At 71.2% G+C, this 19,510-nt stretch carries 25 protein-coding genes; 11 read left to right on the top strand and 14 right to left on the bottom strand.

Translation table 11 applies throughout. From position 1 onward, the window contains the following. The 4 genes from IE263_RS17165 (at nt 1) to IE263_RS17150 (ending at nt 4,557) form a co-directional block, all read left to right on the top strand. Nucleotides 1–1,626: a YifB family Mg chelatase-like AAA ATPase gene (locus tag IE263_RS17165; protein ID WP_189937302.1), complete on the top strand. Its 1,626-nt coding sequence runs from the start codon at nt 1–3 to the stop codon at nt 1,624–1,626. Beyond that, on the top strand, nt 1,623–2,783 hold the full coding sequence (gene dprA / locus IE263_RS17160) for a DNA-processing protein DprA (RefSeq protein WP_189937300.1): 1,161 nt from the start codon (nt 1,623–1,625) through the stop codon (nt 2,781–2,783). Before IE263_RS17165 ends, dprA begins: the two co-directional genes overlap by 4 nt. Before the next feature lie 282 nt (nt 2,784–3,065). Beyond that, nucleotides 3,066–3,908, top strand: coding sequence for an RNA polymerase sigma factor WhiG (gene whiG, locus IE263_RS17155; RefSeq protein ID WP_189937292.1), 843 nt, complete (start codon nt 3,066–3,068; stop codon nt 3,906–3,908). A gap of 94 nt (nt 3,909–4,002) precedes the next feature. Further along, nucleotides 4,003–4,557 carry a TetR/AcrR family transcriptional regulator gene (locus IE263_RS17150; RefSeq protein WP_189937668.1) on the top strand — a complete coding sequence of 185 codons (555 nt, stop codon included), beginning with the start codon at nt 4,003–4,005 and terminating at the stop codon, nt 4,555–4,557. Nucleotides 4,558–4,811: 254 nt separating this feature from the next. Here the strand turns inward: IE263_RS17150 and IE263_RS17145 are convergent, their stop codons facing one another. After that, nucleotides 4,812–5,393 (bottom strand): M23 family metallopeptidase, encoded by a 582-nt coding sequence (locus IE263_RS17145; protein WP_189937290.1) that lies wholly within the window; start codon nt 5,391–5,393, stop codon nt 4,812–4,814. Between the two features lie 281 nt (nt 5,394–5,674). Here IE263_RS17145 and rpsB point away from each other — a divergent pair, with 281 nt between their 5' ends. From rpsB to IE263_RS17115, 6 genes are all read left to right on the top strand, one after another. After that, a complete protein-coding gene (rpsB, locus tag IE263_RS17140) occupies nt 5,675–6,565 on the top strand; it encodes a 30S ribosomal protein S2 (RefSeq protein ID WP_189937288.1) in 891 nt (296 codons plus the stop codon). A 166-nt stretch (nt 6,566–6,731) separates the two neighbouring features. Beyond that, nucleotides 6,732–7,568, top strand: coding sequence for a translation elongation factor Ts (gene tsf / locus IE263_RS17135; protein ID WP_189937286.1), 837 nt, complete (start codon nt 6,732–6,734; stop codon nt 7,566–7,568). Between the two features lie 189 nt (nt 7,569–7,757). Continuing rightward, on the top strand, nt 7,758–8,516 hold the full coding sequence (gene pyrH / locus IE263_RS17130) for a UMP kinase (RefSeq protein ID WP_189937284.1): 759 nt from the start codon (nt 7,758–7,760) through the stop codon (nt 8,514–8,516). Between the two features lie 194 nt (nt 8,517–8,710). Beyond that, nucleotides 8,711–9,268 carry a ribosome recycling factor gene (frr, locus tag IE263_RS17125; protein WP_044388432.1) on the top strand — a complete coding sequence of 186 codons (558 nt, stop codon included), beginning with the start codon at nt 8,711–8,713 and terminating at the stop codon, nt 9,266–9,268. Next, a complete protein-coding gene (locus IE263_RS17120) occupies nt 9,268–10,449 on the top strand; it encodes a phosphatidate cytidylyltransferase (RefSeq protein ID WP_189937282.1) in 1,182 nt (393 codons plus the stop codon). Before frr ends, IE263_RS17120 begins: the two co-directional genes overlap by 1 nt. 161 nt (nt 10,450–10,610) lie before the next feature. Beyond that, a complete protein-coding gene (locus IE263_RS17115; protein ID WP_189937279.1) occupies nt 10,611–11,075 on the top strand; it encodes an SRPBCC family protein in 465 nt (154 codons plus the stop codon). 133 nt (nt 11,076–11,208) lie between these two features. Here the strand turns inward: IE263_RS17115 and IE263_RS17110 are convergent, their stop codons facing one another. From IE263_RS17110 to IE263_RS17050, 13 genes are all read right to left on the bottom strand, one after another. After that, a complete protein-coding gene (locus IE263_RS17110) occupies nt 11,209–12,444 on the bottom strand; it encodes a tyrosine-type recombinase/integrase (protein ID WP_189937277.1) in 1,236 nt (411 codons plus the stop codon). Then, complete coding sequence (locus IE263_RS17105; protein ID WP_189937276.1) at nt 12,444–12,641, bottom strand: helix-turn-helix transcriptional regulator; 198 nt, start codon at nt 12,639–12,641, stop codon at nt 12,444–12,446. The genes IE263_RS17110 and IE263_RS17105 overlap by 1 nt, the downstream gene beginning before the upstream one ends. Nucleotides 12,642–12,643: 2 nt before the next feature. Next, nucleotides 12,644–14,020, bottom strand: coding sequence for a replication initiator protein RepSA (repSA, locus tag IE263_RS17100; RefSeq protein ID WP_189937274.1), 1,377 nt, complete (start codon nt 14,018–14,020; stop codon nt 12,644–12,646). Beyond that, nucleotides 14,013–14,198 (bottom strand): hypothetical protein, encoded by a 186-nt coding sequence (locus IE263_RS17095; RefSeq protein ID WP_189937272.1) that lies wholly within the window; start codon nt 14,196–14,198, stop codon nt 14,013–14,015. The genes repSA and IE263_RS17095 overlap by 8 nt, the downstream gene beginning before the upstream one ends. 85 nt (nt 14,199–14,283) lie before the next feature. Next, on the bottom strand, nt 14,284–14,835 hold the full coding sequence (locus IE263_RS17090) for a GGDEF domain-containing protein (protein WP_189937270.1): 552 nt from the start codon (nt 14,833–14,835) through the stop codon (nt 14,284–14,286). Nucleotides 14,836–14,926: 91 nt separating this feature from the next. After that, nucleotides 14,927–15,253 carry a SpdD-like protein gene (locus tag IE263_RS17085; protein ID WP_189937267.1) on the bottom strand — a complete coding sequence of 109 codons (327 nt, stop codon included), beginning with the start codon at nt 15,251–15,253 and terminating at the stop codon, nt 14,927–14,929. Between the two features lie 23 nt (nt 15,254–15,276). Further along, on the bottom strand, nt 15,277–15,435 hold the full coding sequence (locus tag IE263_RS17080) for a hypothetical protein (protein WP_189937266.1): 159 nt from the start codon (nt 15,433–15,435) through the stop codon (nt 15,277–15,279). An 11-nt stretch (nt 15,436–15,446) separates the two neighbouring features. Then, nucleotides 15,447–15,638 (bottom strand): mobile element transfer protein, encoded by a 192-nt coding sequence (locus tag IE263_RS17075; protein ID WP_189937264.1) that lies wholly within the window; start codon nt 15,636–15,638, stop codon nt 15,447–15,449. Further along, a complete protein-coding gene (locus tag IE263_RS17070; protein ID WP_189937262.1) occupies nt 15,638–15,832 on the bottom strand; it encodes a hypothetical protein in 195 nt (64 codons plus the stop codon). The genes IE263_RS17075 and IE263_RS17070 overlap by 1 nt, the downstream gene beginning before the upstream one ends. 17 nt (nt 15,833–15,849) lie before the next feature. Continuing rightward, on the bottom strand, nt 15,850–16,518 hold the full coding sequence (locus tag IE263_RS17065) for a DUF2637 domain-containing protein (RefSeq protein ID WP_189937260.1): 669 nt from the start codon (nt 16,516–16,518) through the stop codon (nt 15,850–15,852). Continuing rightward, nucleotides 16,518–16,676, bottom strand: coding sequence for a hypothetical protein (locus tag IE263_RS17060; protein ID WP_189937258.1), 159 nt, complete (start codon nt 16,674–16,676; stop codon nt 16,518–16,520). Before IE263_RS17060 ends, IE263_RS17065 begins: the two co-directional genes overlap by 1 nt. 203 nt (nt 16,677–16,879) lie before the next feature. Next, the gene (locus IE263_RS17055; protein ID WP_189937256.1) at nt 16,880–18,235 is read right to left on the bottom strand and encodes an FtsK/SpoIIIE domain-containing protein; all 1,356 of its coding nucleotides are present in this window, start codon (nt 18,233–18,235) and stop codon (nt 16,880–16,882) included. Nucleotides 18,236–18,237: 2 nt separating this feature from the next. Continuing rightward, nucleotides 18,238–18,594 (bottom strand): SCO3933 family regulatory protein, encoded by a 357-nt coding sequence (locus IE263_RS17050; RefSeq protein WP_189937254.1) that lies wholly within the window; start codon nt 18,592–18,594, stop codon nt 18,238–18,240. Between the two features lie 157 nt (nt 18,595–18,751). On the opposite strand from IE263_RS17050, the gene IE263_RS17045 reads away from it, so the two are divergent. Further along, nucleotides 18,752–19,483 carry an XRE family transcriptional regulator gene (locus IE263_RS17045; RefSeq protein ID WP_189937251.1) on the top strand — a complete coding sequence of 244 codons (732 nt, stop codon included), beginning with the start codon at nt 18,752–18,754 and terminating at the stop codon, nt 19,481–19,483. Nucleotides 19,484–19,510 lie beyond the last annotated feature (27 nt).

Raw genomic sequence — 19,510 nt, 5'->3', positions numbered from 1 at the left:
ATGGGGTTCGCGCGGACGTGCTCGGTGGCGCTGGTGGGCGTCGAGGGAGTCGTGGTCGAGGTCCAGGCGGACCTGGAGCCCGGGGTCGCGGCCTTCACGCTGGTGGGGCTGCCGGACAAGAGCCTGAGCGAGAGCCGGGACCGGGTGCGGGCGGCGGTGGTGAACTCGGGTGGCGAGTGGCCGCAGAAGAAGCTCACCGTCGGCCTGAGTCCCGCCTCGGTGCCCAAGGCCGGCAGCGGTTTCGATCTCGCTGTGGCGTGCGCCGTGCTGGGCGCGGCCGAGCGGATCGACCCCCGGGTGCTCGCCGACATCGTGATGATCGGGGAACTGGGTCTCGACGGGCGGGTGCGGCCGGTCCGGGGGATCCTGCCGGCGGTGCTGGCCGCGGCGGACGCCGGGTACGAGCAGGTGGTCGTCCCGGAGTGCGCCGCCGCCGAGGCCTCGCTCGTGCCGGGTGTCTCCGTGCTCGGGGTGCGCAGCCTGCGGCAGCTGATCGCCGTCCTCGCGGACGAGCCCGTCCCCGACGAGGAACCGGACGAACTGGGCCGCCCCGATCCGCTCCTCGCCGGTCTGAGGGTGCCCGGGACCGCCGCGGCCACCGGCATGCACAGCGGCGGCGCCGCTCCGCACGACCAGGGGCACGACCTCGCGGACGTCGTGGGACAGCGCTCGGCGCGCACGGCGGTGGAGGTGGCCGCGGCGGGCGGGCATCACCTGTTCCTGGAAGGCCCCCCAGGCGCCGGCAAGACCATGCTCGCGGAGCGGCTTCCGGCCGTGCTGCCCCGGCTGAGCCGGGAGGAGTCCCTCGAGGTCACGGCGATCCACTCGGTCGCCGGGCTCCTTCCGCCGGGCAAGCCCCTGATCGACGTTCCCCCGTACTGCGCCCCGCACCACTCGGCCACGATGCAGGCACTCGTCGGGGGCGGCGCGAACATCGCCCGTCCCGGGGCCGTGTCGATGGCTCACCGCGGGGTGCTCTTCCTGGACGAGACTCCCGAATTCAGCAGCCACGCCCTCGACGCCCTGCGGCAGCCCCTGGAGGCGGGGCACGTCATGATCGCGCGCAGTGCGGGTGTGGTGCGGTTCCCCGCACGGTTCCTGATGGTGCTGGCGGCCAACCCGTGCCCGTGCGGGCGCTTCTCGCAGCGGGACACCCTGTGCGAGTGCCCGCCCTCGGCGATCCGCCGCTACCAGGCCCGGCTCTCCGGGCCGCTGCTCGACCGGGTCGACCTGCGTGTCGAGGTGGACCCGGTCAGCAGGGCGGAGCTCGCCCACCGCGGGCCCGGGGGCGAGTCCACGGCGACCGTCGCCGACCGCGTCCGTGCGGCACGGGAACGTGCGTCGGCCCGGCTGGCCGGCACGCCGTGGCGGACCAACAGCGAAGTGCCGGGACGGGAGCTGCGCAGCCGCTGGCATCCCGTGATCGGCGCGATGGACGAGGCCGAGCGGAACCTGGAGCGGGGGGTGCTCACCGCCCGCGGTCTGGACCGCGTCCTGCGTGTCGCCTGGACCGTCGCCGACCTCCTCGGCCACGACCGGCCCGACGCGACGGACGTCGCCCTGGCGCTGCAACTGCGCACGGGAGTGCCGCGCGGTGTACCGATGGCGCTCGGGGCGCTGACATGACCGGCACCGACGGGCCGGACGGGGAACGGCCGGCCCGGGTCTTCCTCACCCGGGTCCTCGAGCCCGGTGACGAGGTCGGCGGGCAGTGGGTGCGCGAGCGCGGGGTCGCCGAGGTGGTGCGCCGGCTGCGGGACGACGGGGAGCCGTTGCCCGGGGTGACCGCCAAGCGGTGGGCCGGGCTCCTGGCGCGGGCCGAGGGGGCCGAACCCGAGCGGGACCTGGCCGTCGCACGGGAGGCGGGGGTGCGGTTCGTGTGCCCGGGGGACGCCGAATGGCCCCGGCCGCTGGACGACCTCGGGGACGCCCGCCCCCTGGGGCTGTGGGTCCGGGGCCGGCCCAGTCTGCGGATGTGGGCGCTGCGGTCGGTCGCGGTCGTCGGCGCCCGCGCCTGCACCGAGTACGGCGCGCACATGGCGGTCACCCTCGCCGCCGGCCTCGCCGAGCGCGGCTGGGTGGTGGTCTCGGGCGGTGCCTACGGCGTCGACGGCGCCGCCCACCGGGGCGCCCTCGGCGCGGGCGGCGCCACCGTCGCCGTCCTCGCCTGCGGGGTCGACCGGCCCTATCCGCGCGGCCACACGGAGTTGATCAACCGGATCGGGGAACAGGGGCTGGTCGTGGGGGAGCTGCCGCCGGGAGAGCACCCGACGCCGAGCAGGTTTGTCCTGCGCAACCGGGTGATCGCCGCGCTCACCCGGGGCACCGTGGTCGTCGAGGCGGCCCACCGCAGTGGCTCGCTGGTCACCGCGCGTGCGGCGCAGCGGCTGGGCCGGCACACGATGGGGGTGCCCGGTCCGGCCACCAGCGGCCTGTCGGCGGGGGTTCACGAACTTCTGCGGGGGGAGGCCGCGCTGGTCACGGACGCCGCGGAGGTCGTCGAGCTGGTCGGCGCCATGGGAGAGCTGGCCCCGGAGCGGCGCGGGCCGGTGCTGCCGCGTGACCTGCTGGAACCGGCCGCCCGACGCGTCCTGACCGCCCTCCCCGGCCGCCGGGCCGCGGTGGCCGGGGAGATCGCCCGCGAGGCCGGGACCAGCCCGGACGACGCGGTCGCGAGACTGTACGAACTCAGGGCACTCGGTTACGTCGAACGACATGGCGACAGCTGGAAGTTGACACGCCAGGCGATCGTCTCCGTGCGAAGGGGGCGACGCCCGTGTTGACCGAGGGGGTTCGGCCGTCCGGGGGAACGCCGAAGCCCTTGGAAATACCCGCAGTTGACGCGTCCCCGCGGTCACCCCGGGCGATCGCAGTGCCCCGGCGGGGCGGTCAGCGGAACGTATCTGCGCACAGGTCGGGCCACGCCCTTCGCGCACCGCGACACTCCAGTCACGCTACGCTCACGAGGATTCCCCCACAGAGAACAGCAACTCGACACCAGACCGACAGCCCACCCAGGCACCCCCAGTTCACGTACTTCACGGCAGAACGGCACAAGGCGACGAATGCCCCAGCACACCTCCGGGTCCGACCGGGCGGCGATCCCCCCAGCCGCCCGCGACGGTGGCAGCGTGCGGCCGCCCGCTCCCTCGACGCTCGACGAGCTGTGGCGGTCGTACAAGGCGACGGGGGACGAGCGGCTGCGGGAGCAGCTGATCCTGCACTACTCCCCGCTGGTGAAGTACGTGGCGGGCCGGGTGAGCGTGGGGCTGCCGCCCAATGTGGAGCAGGCGGACTTCGTGTCCTCGGGGGTGTTCGGGCTGATCGACGCGATCGAGAAGTTCGACATCGACCGGGAGATCAAGTTCGAGACGTACGCGATCACCCGGATCCGGGGCGCGATGATCGACGAGCTGCGGGCGCTCGACTGGATCCCGCGGTCCGTGCGGCAGAAGGCGCGGAACGTGGAGCGGGCCTACGCGACGCTGGAGGCGCGGCTGCGGCGGACGCCGTCGGAATGCGAGGTCGCCGCCGAGATGGGCATCCCGGTGGACGAGCTGCACTCGGTGTTCAGTCAGTTGTCGCTGGCCAACGTGGTGGCGCTGGAGGAGCTGCTGCACGTCGGGGGTGAGGGCGGGGACGGGCTCAGCGTCATGGACACGCTGGAGGACACCGCCGCGGACAACCCCGTCGAGGTGGCCGAGGACCGGGAGCTGCGGCGGTTCCTGGCACGGGCGATCAACACGCTGCCCGACCGGGAGAAGACGGTTGTGACGTTGTACTACTACGAGGGGCTGACCCTGGCGGAGATCGGGAACGTGCTGGGGGTGACCGAGAGCCGGGTCAGTCAGATCCACACCAAGTCCGTGCTGCAGTTGCGCGCGAAACTGGCGAGCTTCGCTCGGTGACCTGGCCGGATGCCGACCGTGCGGGCCGGGTCACTCCCGTCCGGGGTGCCGCGTCCGTACAGTGGTCGTCGTGCCAAGGATTCGAGCGGCCTCCGTGGCCGAGCACCGGTCGATGCAGCGAGCCGCCCTGCTGGACGCGGCTCGTTCGTTGCTGTCCGAGGGTGGGACGGAGGCGCTGACCTTCCCCGCCCTCGCCGAGCGGACGGGGCTTGCCCGGTCGTCCGTGTACGAGTACTTCCGGTCGCGGGCGGCCGTGGTCGAGGAGCTGTGCGCGGTCGACTTCCCCGTGTGGGCGGCGGAGGTCGAGGCGGCGATGGCCGCGGCGGAGGAGCCGGAGGCCAAGGTCGAGGCGTATGTGCGGCGGCAGCTGGCGCTGGTGGGGGACCGGCGACACCGGGCCGTCGTGGCGATCTCGGCGAGTGAGCTGGACGCCGGCGCGCGGGAGAGGATCCGGGCCGCGCACGGGGGGCTCGTGGCGATGATCGTCGAGGCGCTGGGCGAGATGGGGCACGCGGAGCCCCGGCTTGCGGCGATGTTGGTGCAGGGCGTTGTGGACGCGGCTGTGCGGAGGATCGAGCTGGGGGCGGAGGAGCCTTCGGCGGTGACGGAGGCGGCCGTGGGGATGGTGCTGCGGGGCGTTCGGGTGTAGGTCGCCGCCGGGCGGGGGTTGATCCGTCGCCCGGCGGCGGTGCTGGGGGTGGGGCGCGCAGCCCGGCGCTCGAGGGTGCCGTCCGCGCCCAACCTCCCCCCACTCTCGGCTTCGCTGGAGCGGGGGACCCGCATCGCCCCAGGCGGCACCATGGGCCGCGGCTCACGGGTGCGTACGACCCGCGCGACCCGGCGCGTGCGGGTGCCGCCCTGTGCCCTGACGGGCGCTGAGCGACGCGCCACCGAGCCCGCACGCTACGGCAGCGGTACCCCCAGCACCGGCAGCAGCCTCGACGGGGCTCTGCGCAGGAGCCACGGCGGGAGCAGCGACAGTGGGTCCAGGTAGGTCCCGCCTCTCAGCAGGCCCCAGTGCACGCACGTGACCGTGCAGTGGGAGCCCGTCGGTTCCACTTCGCCGATCACCTGGCCCGGGGTCACCTCCTCGTCCTTGGTGACCGTCGGCCGTACCGGCTCATAGGTCGTTCTCAGGGGTGGCTCACCCGTTCCTGTCAGTTCCACCGAGACGACCCCCTTGCCCGCCACCCGGCCCGCGAACGACACCCGGCCGGCCGCCACCGCGCGCACCGGGGCGCCCGCTGGCGCCGCGAGGTCCACGCCCCGGTGGCCGCGGGCGTACGTCGTCGCCGGGGGTTCCCAGGCGCGGACCACCGCCGGGCGGGTTCCCACCGGCCAGGTCCGGGCGATGGCCGGGGCTGGGAGCGGGGCCGGTGGCGCCGGGTCGGCAGGGGTCGGGGGCGTCGGAGTCGCCCGGGCGGCGGTGGCCGCCGCCATGAGGAGGAGGCCCGACAGCAGGGCCCCGTATCGCTGTCCACGCATGCCGGAAACCGTCCCGCACCTGCGTGGATGACGGCCGCGACCTGTGGACCACTCCCCGGTTGTGGACAGCGGCGTCACCCGCCGCCCCGCCGGTCCCGTACACTTCTTCTGGCGATCCGGGTCACCGGGTCGACTTCGCACGCCCCGGTACCGGGGCCGACACCGCTCGGTCTCCCGGTATCTGCGCCCCTCGGTCCTTCGTGGCTCGGCGCACCGCGGGCGTCAGGCGCGGGAGCCGTCCGGCCCCCGCGGCACAACCGAGAAACTCAAGGAGAACGGCCATGGCCGTCGTCACGATGCGGGAGCTGCTGGAGAGCGGCGTCCACTTCGGTCACCAGACCCGTCGCTGGAACCCGAAGATGAAGCGCTTCATCTTCACCGAGCGCAACGGCATCTACATCATCGACCTGCTCCAGTCGCTGTCGTACATCGACCGCGCCTACGAGTTCGTCAAGGAGACCGTCGCCCACGGCGGCACGGTCATGTTCGTCGGCACGAAGAAGCAGGCGCAGGAGGCCATCGCCGAGCAGGCCACCCGCGTCGGCATGCCCTACGTCAACCAGCGCTGGCTGGGCGGCATGCTCACCAACTTCTCCACCGTCTACAAGCGTCTGCAGCGCCTCAAGGAGCTCGAGCAGATCGACTTCGAGGACGTCGCCGCGTCGGGTCTGACCAAGAAGGAGCTCCTGGTCCTCTCCCGCGAGAAGGCCAAGCTGGAGAAGACCCTCGGCGGTATCCGCGAGATGTCCAAGGTCCCCAGCGCCGTCTGGATCGTGGACACCAAGAAGGAGCACATCGCGGTCGGTGAGGCCCGGAAGCTCAACATCCCGGTCGTCGCCATCCTCGACACCAACTGCGACCCCGACGAGGTCGACTACAAGATCCCGGGCAACGACGACGCGATCCGCTCCGTCACCCTGCTCACCCGCGTGATCGCCGACGCCGTCGCCGAGGGCCTCATCGCCCGCTCCGGCGTCGCCGCCGAGGGCAAGGGCGAGAAGGCCGCGGGCGAGCCGCTCGCCGAGTGGGAGCGCGACCTGCTCGAGGGTGAGAAGAAGGCCGAGGAGACCCCGGCTGCCGAGGCTCCGGCTGCTGCCGAGGCGCCCGCCGCTGAGGCGCCGGCCGCCGAGGCCCCCGCTGAGGCGCCGGCCGCCGAGGGCGAGCAGGCCTGACCGTCAGCGTCCGTGGGTGACGGCGGGAGCGCCGGCATGAAGTCCGCTCCCGCCGTTCACCCGTAGGTCAGCGGTGAGTCAGCGATCTACACGGATCCACCTCTACAAGTAGACCGCAGACCCCGGATCTCCGATCTCCCAGACTTCGAGAAAGACTCACAGACTCATGGCGAACTACACCGCCGCCGACGTCAAGAAGCTCCGCGAGCTCACCGGCGCCGGCATGATGGACTGCAAGAAGGCCCTGGACGAGGCCGAAGGTGACGTCGACAAGGCCGTCGAGGCGCTCCGTATCAAGGGCCAGAAGGGCGTCGCCAAGCGCGAGGGCCGCTCCGCCGAGAACGGTGCCGTCGTCTCGATCATCGCCGACGACAACTCCTCCGGCGTCCTCGTCGAGCTGAAGTGCGAGACGGACTTCGTCGCCAAGGGTGACAAGTTCCAGGCCGTGGCCAAGACCATCGCCGAGCACGTCGCCAAGACCTCCCCGGCCGACCTCGAGGCCCTGCTCGCCTCCGAGATCGAGCCCGGCAAGACCGTCCAGGCGTTCGTGGACGAGGCCAACGCCAACCTGGGCGAGAAGATCGTCCTGGACCGCTTCGCGCAGTTCGCCGACGGCTTCGTGCTCGCCTACATGCACCGCACGATGCCCGACCTGCCGCCGCAGATCGGTGTCCTCGTCGAGCTCGACAAGCCGAACACCGAGGTCGCCAAGGGCGTCGCTCAGCACATCGCCGCCTTCGCGCCGAAGTACCTCTCCAAGGAGGACGTGCCGGCCGAGGTCGTCGAGTCCGAGCGCCGCATCGCCGAGGAGACCACCCGCGCCGAGGGCAAGCCCGAGGCCGCGATCGCCAAGATCGTCGAGGGTCGTCTCAACGGCTTCTTCAAGGACGCCACGCTGCTCGGCCAGCCGTACGCGCTCGACAACAAGAAGTCGGTCCAGAAGATCCTGGACGAGGCCGGTGTCACCCTGAAGCGCTTCACGCGCATCAAGGTCGGCATCTGAGTCCGTACCGCGACGGACGCCCGGCCCCGATAGGGTCGGCAGCAGTCGTCCGGATACATCGTCACTGGACGTGTGACGGACGACAGCAGATCTGACGAGGAGGCCATTGCCGCGCATGGGATGCGAACGACACCCCACCGGCAATGGCCTTCTTCGCATGTGCACCACGTGAAAGAGGCGGGATCTCCCATGACCACCAAGGCCCAGAAGAGCGACGACGGCAAAGTACGCGGCCGGTTCCTGCTGAAGCTGTCCGGAGAGGCATTCTCCGGCGGTGGGGGCCTGGGCGTGGACCCCGACGTGGTGCACAAGATCGCCCGTGAGATCGCGGCCGTCGTGCGTGACGGGGCGCAGATCGCGGTCGTCATCGGCGGCGGCAACTTCTTCCGCGGCGCCGAACTCCAGGTACGCGGCATGGACCGGGCCCGCTCGGACTACATGGGCATGCTCGGCACCGTGATGAACTGCCTCGCCCTCCAGGACTTCCTGGAGAAGGAGGGCATCGACAGCCGGGTCCAGACCGCCATCACCATGGGGCAGGTCGCCGAGCCGTACATCCCGCTGCGCGCCGTGCGCCACCTGGAGAAGGGCCGCGTGGTCATCTTCGGCGCCGGTATGGGCATGCCGTACTTCTCCACCGACACGACCGCCGCGCAGCGCGCCCTGGAGATCGACGCCGAGGCGCTGCTGATGGGCAAGAACGGTGTGGACGGCGTCTACGACTCCGACCCCAAGACCAACCCGGAGGCGGTCAAGTTCGACTCGCTCGGCTACGGCGAGGTCATCACCCGCGAGCTGAAGGTCGCCGACGCCACCGCGATCACGCTGTGCCGCGACAACAAGCTCCCGATCCTCGTCTTCGAGCTTCTGGCCGAGGGCAATATCGCGCGGGCCGTCAAGGGTGAGAAGATCGGCACGCTTGTGGGTGACGAAGGCAGCCGGGCCTGACCGGCGACACCCCCGGTTCGACCGGTGAAAACCCGGGTTCGCACGACAAGACCTGACCGGGGGACGGACCCTGGTCGGGGGATGGACAATGTCCTGCCGGTCGGGAACCGTGCAGGAAGAAGACGCGACGCAGCCGGCCGCCGCCCCCGCAAGGAACCGCAGCCGGGCCTACTCAAGACACGCAGGAGCAAGTGGTGATCGAAGAGACCCTCCTCGAGGCCGAGGAGAAGATGGAGAAGGCCGTCGTGGTCGCCAAGGAGGACTTCGCCGCGATCCGCACCGGCCGTGCGCACCCGGCGATGTTCAACAAGATCGTGGCCGACTACTACGGCGCGCCGACGCCGATCAACCAGCTGGCTTCGTTCTCCGTGCCGGAGCCGCGCATGGCGGTCGTGACCCCGTTCGACAAGAGCGCGCTGCGCAACATCGAGCAGGCGATCCGCGACTCCGACCTGGGCGTCAACCCCAGCAACGACGGCAACATCATCCGGGTGGTGTTCCCCGAGCTCACCGAGGAGCGCCGCCGCGAGTACATCAAGGTCGCCAAGGGCAAGGGCGAGGACGCCAAGGTGTCCATCCGCTCCGTCCGCCGCAAGGCCAAGGACGCGATCGACAAGCTCGTCAAGGACGGCGAGGTCGGCGAGGACGAGGGCCGCCGTGCGGAGAAGGAGCTCGACGACACCACCGCGAAGTACGTCGCCCAGGTGGACGAGCTCCTGAAGCACAAGGAAGCGGAGCTGCTCGAGGTCTGATGAACGACTCTTCCTGGGGCGCTCCGCCGCATGCCGGTTCTCAGGCCGGGTACTGGGGCCCCACCGACCGGGGACCCGCCCAGGGGGTTGCCCCGGCGGGTCCCGCGTACGATGCGCCTGAGGCGCAGCAGACTCGCCCCATGCCCATCGTCCCCGACGTACCCGCTCCCGGCGGAAACCAGGATGACGACCGGGGGGCCGCTCGGCCGGGCGGCCCCCTGTTCCGAGACGAGACGTTCCACGGCGGGACGTCCCCGCACGAGATGTACCGCGACGAGACCCCGTCGGCGCAGCCCCATGCGGCGGTGCCGCAGAATCCGGATCCCATGCCCGACGCCTCACAGCCGGCTCCCGCACCGCAGAAGAAGAGCGCGGGCCGTGACCTGGGCGCGGCCATAGGAGTCGGGGTCGGGCTCGGTGCGGTGATCGTCGCCTCGCTGTTCGTCGTCAAGGCCGTGTTCGTCGGCGTCATAGCGATCGCCGTCGTCGTGGGCCTGTGGGAGCTGACCAGCCGGCTGCAGGAGCGCAAGAGCATCAAGGCGCCGCTCGTGCCGCTCGCGCTCGGCGGCGCGGCGATGGTCGTCGCCGGGTACGTCCGGGGCGCCGAGGGCGCGTGGGTCGCCATGGCCCTGACCGCGCTGGCCGTCCTGGTCTGGCGGATGACGGAACCGCCGGAGGGCTACCTCAAGGACGTCACGGCCGGTCTCTTCGCGGCCTTCTACGTCCCGTTCCTGGCCACCTTCGTCGCCATGATGCTCACGGCCGACGACGGAGCGCAGCGCGTACTGACGTTCCTGCTCCTGACGGTCGTCAGCGACACCGGTGCGTACGCCGTCGGCTGGCGCTTCGGCAAGCGCAAGCTCGCCCCGCGCATCAGCCCCGGCAAGACCCGCGAGGGCCTGCTCGGGGCGGTGTCGTTCGCGATGGTCGTGGGCGCGCTGTGCATGCAGTTCCTGATCGACGACGGCACCTGGTGGCAGGGCCTGCTGCTCGGCCTGGCGGTCGCGGCCAGCGCCACGCTCGGCGACCTCGGCGAGTCCATGATCAAGCGCGACCTGGGCATCAAGGACATGGGCACCCTGCTCCCCGGCCATGGGGGCATCATGGACCGGCTGGACTCGCTGCTGCCTACCGCTCCCGTGGTGTGGCTTCTGTTCGTCCTTTTCGTGGGATCCGGCTGACCAGCACCGGCTGACCAGCACGTATGCGGCTTGAGCGGGCCTCCGTCCCTTTCGGGACGGGGGCCCGTTGTCGTGGGCACGGTTGGTCTCCCGGGCGGACCAGTGGGACGATTCTGCTGCAACCTCTTACAGGGGGGATCTCCTGGAAGGGGGCGGGCATCATGTCCGACTTCCGTGAAACGATCGACGTCGACTGCACCCCCGACGAGGTCTGGACGTACGTCATCGAACCCTCTCACCTGCCCGAATGGCAGGCGAGCGCGGTCTCGGCCGAGCGGCTCGACGAAGGGCCGATCGGTGTCGGCTCCCGGGTCCGGGTCACCCGCCACGTCGGCAGCCGTGAGATACCGATGACCATGGAGATCACCGAGTGCGACCCTCCGCACGCCTGGGGCATGCAGGGCATCGACGGCCCGGTGCGCGGCCATGTCCACGGTGAGATCGACCCGCTCGACGACGGCCGCCGCTCCCGCGTGACGCTGGAACTCGACTTCGAGGGCCACGGCCTCGGCAAGGTCCTCGTGCCCCTCGTCGTCAAGCCCCAGACCCGCAAGGAACTGCCGCGCAACGAGCAGATGCTGAAGGAGCGCCTGGAGCAACAGGGCGGCGGCATCGGGGCACCCTAAACGATCTGCGACACTTGAAAGGCTATGCCTAAGCCCGGAGAACTGATGTACTCCGGGCACGAAGAAGCCCCCCACCAGCGATGTTGTCGCCAGTAGGGGGCTGTCTTGTGCCCGCTGGGCCGTCTCTGGGCCGTCAGGGCTCCTGGGCCGTGCCGAAGACGCCGTCCAGGGCCCGGCGGGCTCGTTCGCTGCTGGTGGGCATCAGGTGGGCGTACACCCGCAGCGTCATCGCCGGATCGGAGTGCCCGAGGTATTCGCTCACGGCCTTGATGCTCTCGCCCGCGTCCAGGAGGACCGAGGCGTAGAAGTGGCGAAGCGCGTGCATTCCATGCTGCCGGGCGGATGCGTACGGCTTGCCGGGTTCGGGTGTCGGGATGAGGCCGGCGGCCGCAAGGGCGGGCTTCCACTCCTGGACGTTGAAGTTGCTTCGCCAGACGATCCCGTCGGCTGTGTTGGTGAAGATCAGGCGCCGCTCGGTGAGCGGGCCATCCGGTCGGATCCACGGCAGCTTGATGGCCACGGGCGGGTGACTCTTCATGTGCCGCCGCAGGGCGGAGGCAACCGAGGACGGCAGCGGTACGTCCCGTTCCTTGTTGCCTTTGGGAGGAGCGAAGACGGCGACGCCCCGGATCAGCTTGACCTGAGTGGTGACCCGAAGGGTGTCGCTGCCGAGCTGCAAGGTGTCTTCGGCCAGACCGATGATCTCGCCCTGTCGGAGACCGCAGCCGCTGCCGACATCGACCATGGCTTGGTAGCGCTCGGGCAGGGCATCGCGGACCGCACGCACCTGGGAGGGGAGCCAGGGCACGACTCGGGCGGAGGAGGCGGCGGGCGGGCGGACCGACGCAGCCGAGCACGGGTTCCGGGCGAGGTGGCCGTCATCCACGGCGGCCGAGAGCACCGCGCGGACGTTGGCGTAGATGTTGCGGGCGTAGGTGCCGCCGATCGAGTCGTTCTCCAGGTCGCGCACGAACTCACGGATGTGGACCGGACGGAAGGACCCAAGCGGACGCGCCCCGATGCGAGGGAAGGCGTGCAGCCGAAGGCGGGTCTCCGCTCCGATGCGTGTGTTCAGGTCGGTCGTCAGCCCGGCGAGCCAGCGTTCCGCGTACTGCTGGAAGGTCGTTCGGGCGGCCCTGGGGTCGACGTACTGACCACGGGACATGTCGGCAGCAGTCTCGGCCAACCACTCTTCCGCCCGCCGCTTCTGACGGTCTGGGAAGGATCGGCTCTTCTCGGTGCCATCGGGACCGACGTACCGGGCTCGGTAGCGGAGACCATTGCCGTAGCGGTCGCTCTTGACCTTCACCGGCTTGCCGTCTGGGCCGGGAACGCTCTTGTACCAGCGGTCTTGGATGTGCCCAGCCATCAGGCAGCCTCCCCAAGCTGCGAATCCACCCAGGCCCGTATGTCGCTCGGGTCGAAGCGAAGGTGCCGGCCGACTCGGAAGCCGCGGGGGCCGGTGCGCTTGCGCCGCCACTGGTAGACGGTCTCGACGCTGGGAAGCTCGAACATCTCGACCAGGTCCTCAGGCGTCAGGAAGCGGTTGGGCAGCTGTGAGGCCATGGTCAGCACTCCCTTTCGCAGGCGAGCTGGTCGCGTAGGGCTTCGCGGGCGGTTTCGCGGTTGAGTTGGAGGTCGCGGGCGATGGTGGCGGCGAGGGCGGATTCGCCGGGGGTGTGGCCGTGTCCGGCGTACTGCCAGTCGGCCAGGACGAGGACGGTGTCCGGCTCCTGGTCCTCGAGGCCGAGGGCGGCGTGTTCCTGTGCGGCCCGGAAGTCGGCGCGGGCCTGGCGGAGTTCGCCGAGGGTGGTGGAGTAGCGGCGCGACTTGGAGGAGAAGTGGCCCCGGAAACCGAGCATGTGAGCCCAGGCCCACAGGCGCCGGTCCGGGTAGAGGGGGTCGAGTTCCTTGCAGGCCTTGATGAGGCGGCGGGTGTGGTCGGGCACGTGGTGGCGGTCGAGTTCGGAGAGTTCGCCGATGCGGCGGTCCAGGGTGCCGGTGGTCTCGGCGGCTTTGGTGGCGTACTTGGCGACGTAGGCGGCGACGGCCTGTTCGGTGATGTCGGAGCCGTCCCCGAAGGCCTTGACCGGGCGGACGTCGAGCTGGGTGCCCCAGCGGAAGGTCCGGGCGGGCTGGTCCTTGGCGGCCGGGACGGAGACTGAGGTGTAGGAGTGGGCGGCGGCGGCCTGGATGGCGTCGGTGAGGAGGTCGGCCGTTGCCCAGGCTGGGGGCGGGGTGGCCGGTCCGTCGGGGCCGTCGATGCGGATCACGGCGTGGAAGTGCAGGGCGCCGCGCTTCTGGAACTCGGCGACCTTGCCGTAGGACAGGCGGGCGGCTTCCTTCAGCTCTCGCTGGGACAGGTCGGCGCGGGCGGCGATCTCACGCCGGAGACGGTTGGTGAAGCGCTGCCAGAGCTGCCCGGCGTGGTTGTTGAACAGCACCGCGCCCGCGTAGTCGTAGATGACCGGGTCGAGGGCGGTGCCCAGGGCGGGGTCGTCGGCAGGGTGGCGGGTGCCGCAGCGGCAGGCGCCATGGTCGGGGCGGTTGTGGACGCGGCCGAAGGAGGGGGCGGTGAGGGTGGCGAAGACGCGGGGGTGGTCGCGAACGGTGGCGGGGATGTCGCGGCGGTCGTCTCCGGCGAGACCTGCGCGGATGAGGTGGTAGGTGTCGCCCGCGTACGTCCACGCGCAGGAGGGGCAGCGGGAGGCGCGCCGGTTGCCGCAGGCAAGGCGCAGGCGTCCGCCGGGCTCGTGTTCGGTGGAGTAGTGGTGCAGGGTCTCGCCGGTGGTCTTGTCCTTGGTGAGGGTCCAGCCGGTGAGGTGGATGGGGTCGGAGCAGCCGCCGGTGCGGCGGATCTGGTCTTCCCAGCGGGTGTAGTCGGACGCCGCAGCCACCCTCAGCAGATCGCCGAGGGTGGTCGGGTCGAGCAGCTGCTCAGGCACGGGCACCCTCCCGGTTGCGACGGGTGCGGGCGGTGCCGGTGCCCTGGCAGGCCGGGCAGTGCGCGGTGATGGTGCGCAGGTGGCCACGGGCGTCGCGGCCGCCGAGGGTGATGGCGACGGAGGCGAAGCCGTCGCAGGCCGGGCAGATCCTCGGCGAGGTGGGCGGGTGCTGGGCCATGATGGTGGTTCCTTTCGATTGCGGTTGGAAGGAACGGCCCCGGGTGGCGGCGTGCTTGGCGGCTTGTGCGCCACCCGGTGGCCTTTCAGTGAGAGGTTCGGGAGCCCCGGCGGGTGCGGCCCTTGGCCGCGTACATGGCCGCGTCGGCGGCGGTGAGCGCATCGGTGAGGGTGGGCACCGGGAGTTCGGCGATGCGGCAGGCACCGATCGAGGCAGCCAGCGGCAGCGAGACACCCTCGTAGAGCAGCGGCCGGTGGAGTGCGGTGGTCAGCGTGTCGAGGTCGGCGGCGGCCAGGTCCCGGACGACGGCGACGAATTCGTCTCCGCCCAGGCGGCCAGCGGTGCCGTTGCGTCCGCACCAGGTGCGCAGGCGGTCGGCGGTCTCGGCGAGCGCGGCGTCCCCGGCGGCGTGGCCGTGGGTGTCGTTCAGGGTCTTGAAGTGGTCGAGGTCGACCAGGAGGACGGCGGCGTGCGGGTGCCGGCGGAGGAGGTGTTCGGCGCGGGCGGTCCATCCGGCGCGGGTGTGCAGGCCGGTGAGCGGGTCGCGGCGGGCGGAGGCGAGGCGGCGGGTGAGGATGCCGCCGTGTACGGCCCAGCCGAGTAACGGCAGGATGCTCGCGGCTATGTGCGCTTCCATGGCGTTCTCCTTGGCGATGGCGGTTGGCTTGCGGAACCCGGCCCAGGAGCGGCGGCGTGCTTGGCGGCTTGTGCGTCGCCCTGGGAGCCGGTCAGCGTCGCTTGGCTTCGGCGGTGATCAGGGAGCGGATCACCAGGGCGCAGATGGCGATGGATGCGCCGGTGATGGCGACGGCCAGGAGCATGGAGACGAGGACGGCGCCGACGACCAGGACCACGGCCGTGCCACCGCCGACGAGGGCGAGAGCGGTGCCCGGGGTGAGCTGGACGGTGGGCCGCAACGGGGTCTGTGCGGCAGGAACCGGGGCCGGGGCGGGCGTGGTGGGGGTGTGCTGGACCACGGTGGTCGGCTCGACGACGGCGGGCGGAGAGACGAGCCCCGTCGGGGTGGGCATGGTGGGGATCTTCGGGCGGAACATGGCAGTTCTCCCTTCCGGGCTGGTTACTTCGTGATGGCGGTGTCGATGGCGGGGGCGAGGACGCTGTCGGCGAGGAGGTAGCCGCCGAGGAGGAGGACGGCGACGAGCCACCAGGGCGGGCGGAGGAACTTGACGCCGAGGTAGCCGACGACAGCGAGGGCGAACCAGAGCGGGACATCCATGGCGGGGTCTCCTAGCGGACGCGGCAGCGGTGGGTGCGAGCGGCGAGCTGGGCGGCGGAGGAGCTGGAGTAGTCGGCGGACCAGCCGCAGCGGTCGGCGGTGCACACGGCGGCGTGCTTGGTGCGGCCGTGGCGGTCGCGGTGGGTGCCGATCTGCACGGGGCCGATCCGCATCACGGAGTGGAAGTTGTCGCGGGAGGGCATCAGTGGTTCTCCTTCCGGGCGGTGGTGGGGTCGGGGAAGCTGGCACGGATACCGGCGGCGGTGGCCGGGGCGGCGGTGCGCCGGGCGGCTTCCTCGGCGAGCAGGTGAGCGAGGTAGGGCCGGTCGGCGGCGGCCATCTCGCGGGCGCCGTCGAGGTAGTCGGCAGCGGTCAGGTCGGCGGGGTCGGAGGTCATCTGTCCTGCCTTCCGGGTCAGGCGAGTTGGGCGGCGATGGCGTTGGCGAGGTGGGGCGGGACGCCGAGGCGGGTGCGCAGGGTGTCGGTGTCGATCGGGGCGCCGGTGCGGTCGCGGTACTCGGCGGCGACCTTGCGGGCGTGGTCGACGAGGACGGCGGGAACCGTGGGCGCCGGGTCGGCGGGCGGAAGCGCCGGGGGCTCTTCGGCCGGGACGGGTTCTGGCTCCGGTTCACGTGCGGGCTCAGGCTCAGGCTCGGGGTCGGTGGCGGAGTCGGGTTCCGGGGCCGGGGCGGGTGCCGGCGGGGCGGGGGTCGGGTGCTTGGCGGAGTGGGCGAGGAGGGTTCCGCCGAGGAAGGCGAGGGCGGGCCAACCGGCGATGCCGAGGCGGAGCAGGGCGGGCGGGTCGGCCAGGTCGAGGAACCCGGCGGTGGCGACGTTGGCGCCGAGGGAGGCGAACAAGGCGATCAGGAACCAGCACCAGGCCAGCCGCGACGGGCCCTCGCTGCGCAGCCGTCGCCAGGCGGCGACCAGGAGCAGGTCCACGCTGATCGGGTAGGCCCATGCCTTCCAGCCGTCCTGTCCGGCAGCGGCGGCCAGGTCGTGCAGGTGGGCGAAGGACAGGGCTCCGGCGATGACGGCCTGGACCAGGACGGCGTCCACACGCAGGCCGTGACGGGCGGCCATCAGGATCCCTCCGCGATCGGCGGTTCGGGGAGGGAAGCGGCCAGGGAGGGGCTGACGGCTTCGACGAAGTCGAGGTCGGCGCCGGTGGTGTCGGCGTAGAGGGCGAGCTGGCCGAGCAGCAGGACGGTGCGGGCGAAGTCCTCGCAGTCGGGGCACATGGCGGGTCAGTCCTCCGGGGTGTCGTCGGCGGGCGTGTCCTCGTACCAGGGGCAGTCGCGTTCGTCGTGGTCGATGCCGGTCTCAGCGCCGTCGAGGTCGCCGCAGTGCTCGCAGAACATCGGGGGTTCCTTCCTGTGATCAGGCATGGCGGGGGTAGGGACCTGGCGCGAAGGCGGTCGCGCCGACCGGGATGCGGGAGAGGTCAGGCCGTGGCTGCGGCCGTCTTGGACAGCGGCACCGGGGCCTCAGAAGGACTGGTCAGCTCGGGCCGGAAGGCGGCCAGCTCGGGCAAGGCCGGGGTTCGGTCGGCGTGCCGGTTGCAGGTGTTGACGGCCTGGCGCAGGGAGGTGTGCGGGGCGCGGATGCGGTGCCAGCCCCCGGTCGAGTCCCCAGCGATGGCGATGCCGCGCAGTTCGGCGGGGATCTGGATGGCGGCCAGAACGGCGTCCGGGGAGATGTCCCCGAAGGCCATGTTGGCGCTCGTTTCGTCGTTGACGCGGTGGGCGGTACGGCCGGTGAGCTGGGCGCGGAGCATGGTGATGCCCTTGCCGAGTTCCGAGCCGAAGCGCTGCCCGCAGATCTCCAGGTAGATGCCCGCTGCACGGCCGAGCTGGGCAAGGCGGACCAGGGCGGTGATGATGCGGTCCCGGCGCTTCTCCTCGTCCTTGCTGGCGAAGAGGGCGAGTTCGGCGACCTCGTCGACCAGGACCACGACCGGGGTCGGCCGCAGGTGTTCGGGCAGATCCCAGATGTCGGCGGCTATCTCCGCATCCGGCACGTCAGCGGTGATGCGCTGCTCGGCGCGGATGAGCTGATAGACACCCTCCATCCGGGACACCAGCGCATCCAGCAGCTCGGCGGCGGTGTCAGGGTTGTCGGCCAGCGCGGAGAACCGGCGCGCCAGGGGAAACAGCTCAACCCCCCGCTTGCAGTCGATCCCGACCAGGGCGACGTCCATCGGGGCGAGCCCGACAACCAGGTTGCGCTGGTACACGGACTTGCCCGACTCCGTGGCGCCCAGGGTGAGGGCGTGCGGGACGGCCCGGTAGTCGCGGTAGTGCACCGAGCCGTCCTCACGCAGGGCGACCGGCACGCGCATCGGGCGGGTGTCGAGCTTGGCGGGCATCTGCACCCGCTTGAGGACGTCGTAGCCGGTCATCCGCACTTCCACGACACCCGAGCGCACCTCACGCGAGGTGACCCCGTACATCGAGAAGGAGTGGCGCAGCCGGTCCGAGGCGGCGGCGATGTCGAAGGCGTCCTGTCCGGGGCGCAAGCCCAGCCGCAGGACCAGGCCGGTGCGGCTCGGGCGGAAGCGCAGGATGCGCGGCGGGCGGGACTCCGGGATGGGCCGGTTGGTTACCCGGGCTAAGGCCAGGCGCCAGCGCGAGGGCGGAACCGTCAGCCCGCAGGCGTCCATCACGGAGGCGTAGCGGATCAAAACCCGCAGGCTCGCCAGGGTGACGCCGAAGGTCATCCAGCACCAGGCGGGGCGCCGCCACCGCAGGAGACCCGCAGCGGCGACGACCAGCACCAGGCAGACCGTGAAAGCGGTCATGATCAGGCCGCCTTGGGCTTCGCGGCAGCCTCCACGAGCGAGGTGACGGCGACCGCGCGGAAGGCGATGCCGTGCCGCTTCTGGCCGTTGAAGTCGTTCTCCCACGGCCGGGCGATCAGGCCCGTGAGCGCGACCGGCGTGCCCATGGCCAGCTCGCCCGTGATGCCCGGCTCCGGGACGGTGATGGACAGGATCTCCACCTCATCGTTCGCCGCAAACATCACGTCCACGGTCATCAGCTTCGCGCCGCTTTCGACGTCCATGGCGATCTCACCCGTACGACGGTCCTTGACCTTGGGCTGCGGGGTCTTGGCGACCATCACGGTCGCGGAGGCAGTGTCCACGGGAATCTGACGCATCGTCTTGTCTCCTGCTGTGGTGGGTGTTTGACCGACGTCCCGTCGGCTAGACCAGGAGACCGCGAGAAGGGGTGGACGCATCACGGCCCGTCTGGACGTTTAGGGACGTCTGAGCTACCGTCAAAACGTCCCTACAGGTCCCGAGGAAGGGAACGCTATGGCGAACGAGCGTCTGCGCGCAGCGATTTCGGCGAAGGGCGAGACGATCCAGTCCGTCGCCGAGCACGTCGGAGTCGACCCCAAGAGCGTAGAGCGCTGGATCACCACGAACCGGACTCCGCACCGGGGACACCGTTGGAAGGCCGCGACCTTCCTCGGAGTCGACGAGGTTTACGTCTGGCCGTCAGTCGAGAAGCAGGCCGAGAAGGCGAGCGCGTCGGAGCTGATCACGTACTACCCGCACCGTGGTGCGGTCCCTGCCCCGTTGTGGTCCTCACTGATCGAGAAGGCGACGGACCAGGTCGACATCCTCGTGTACGCGGGGCTGTTCCTCTTCGACAGTCACCCGGATCTGCCGGACCAGTTGGCCGAGAAGGCGAAGGCCGGCGCTCAGGTCCGCATCCTGTTGGGCGACCCGGATTCCGCGGCTGTCCGCCAGCGTGGCGAGGAGGAGGGCATCGGCGACGACTTGGCGGCGCGAGCGCGGATCACTCGCCGGTATTTGCAGCCCGCAGTGTCGACGCCCGGCGTTGAGATCCGGCTGCACGACACGATCCTCTACAACTCGATCTACCGGTTCGACGACGACGTGCTGGTGAACCCTCACGTGCTGGGAGCTCCCGCAGGGCAGAACCCGGTGATGCACTTCAAGTACCTGCCGGGAGCGCGGACGTTCCGGCACTACATGCGGAGCTTCGACTTCGCGTGGGAGCAGGGCCGGAGGGCATGACAGGGTCCTGGCGTGCGACGCTGAACG

The organism is Streptomyces aurantiogriseus, from assembly GCF_014649375.1.
Taxonomy (GTDB): domain Bacteria; phylum Actinomycetota; class Actinomycetes; order Streptomycetales; family Streptomycetaceae; genus Streptomyces; species Streptomyces aurantiogriseus.
This window is presented reverse-complemented; position numbering and strand designations above follow the sequence as displayed.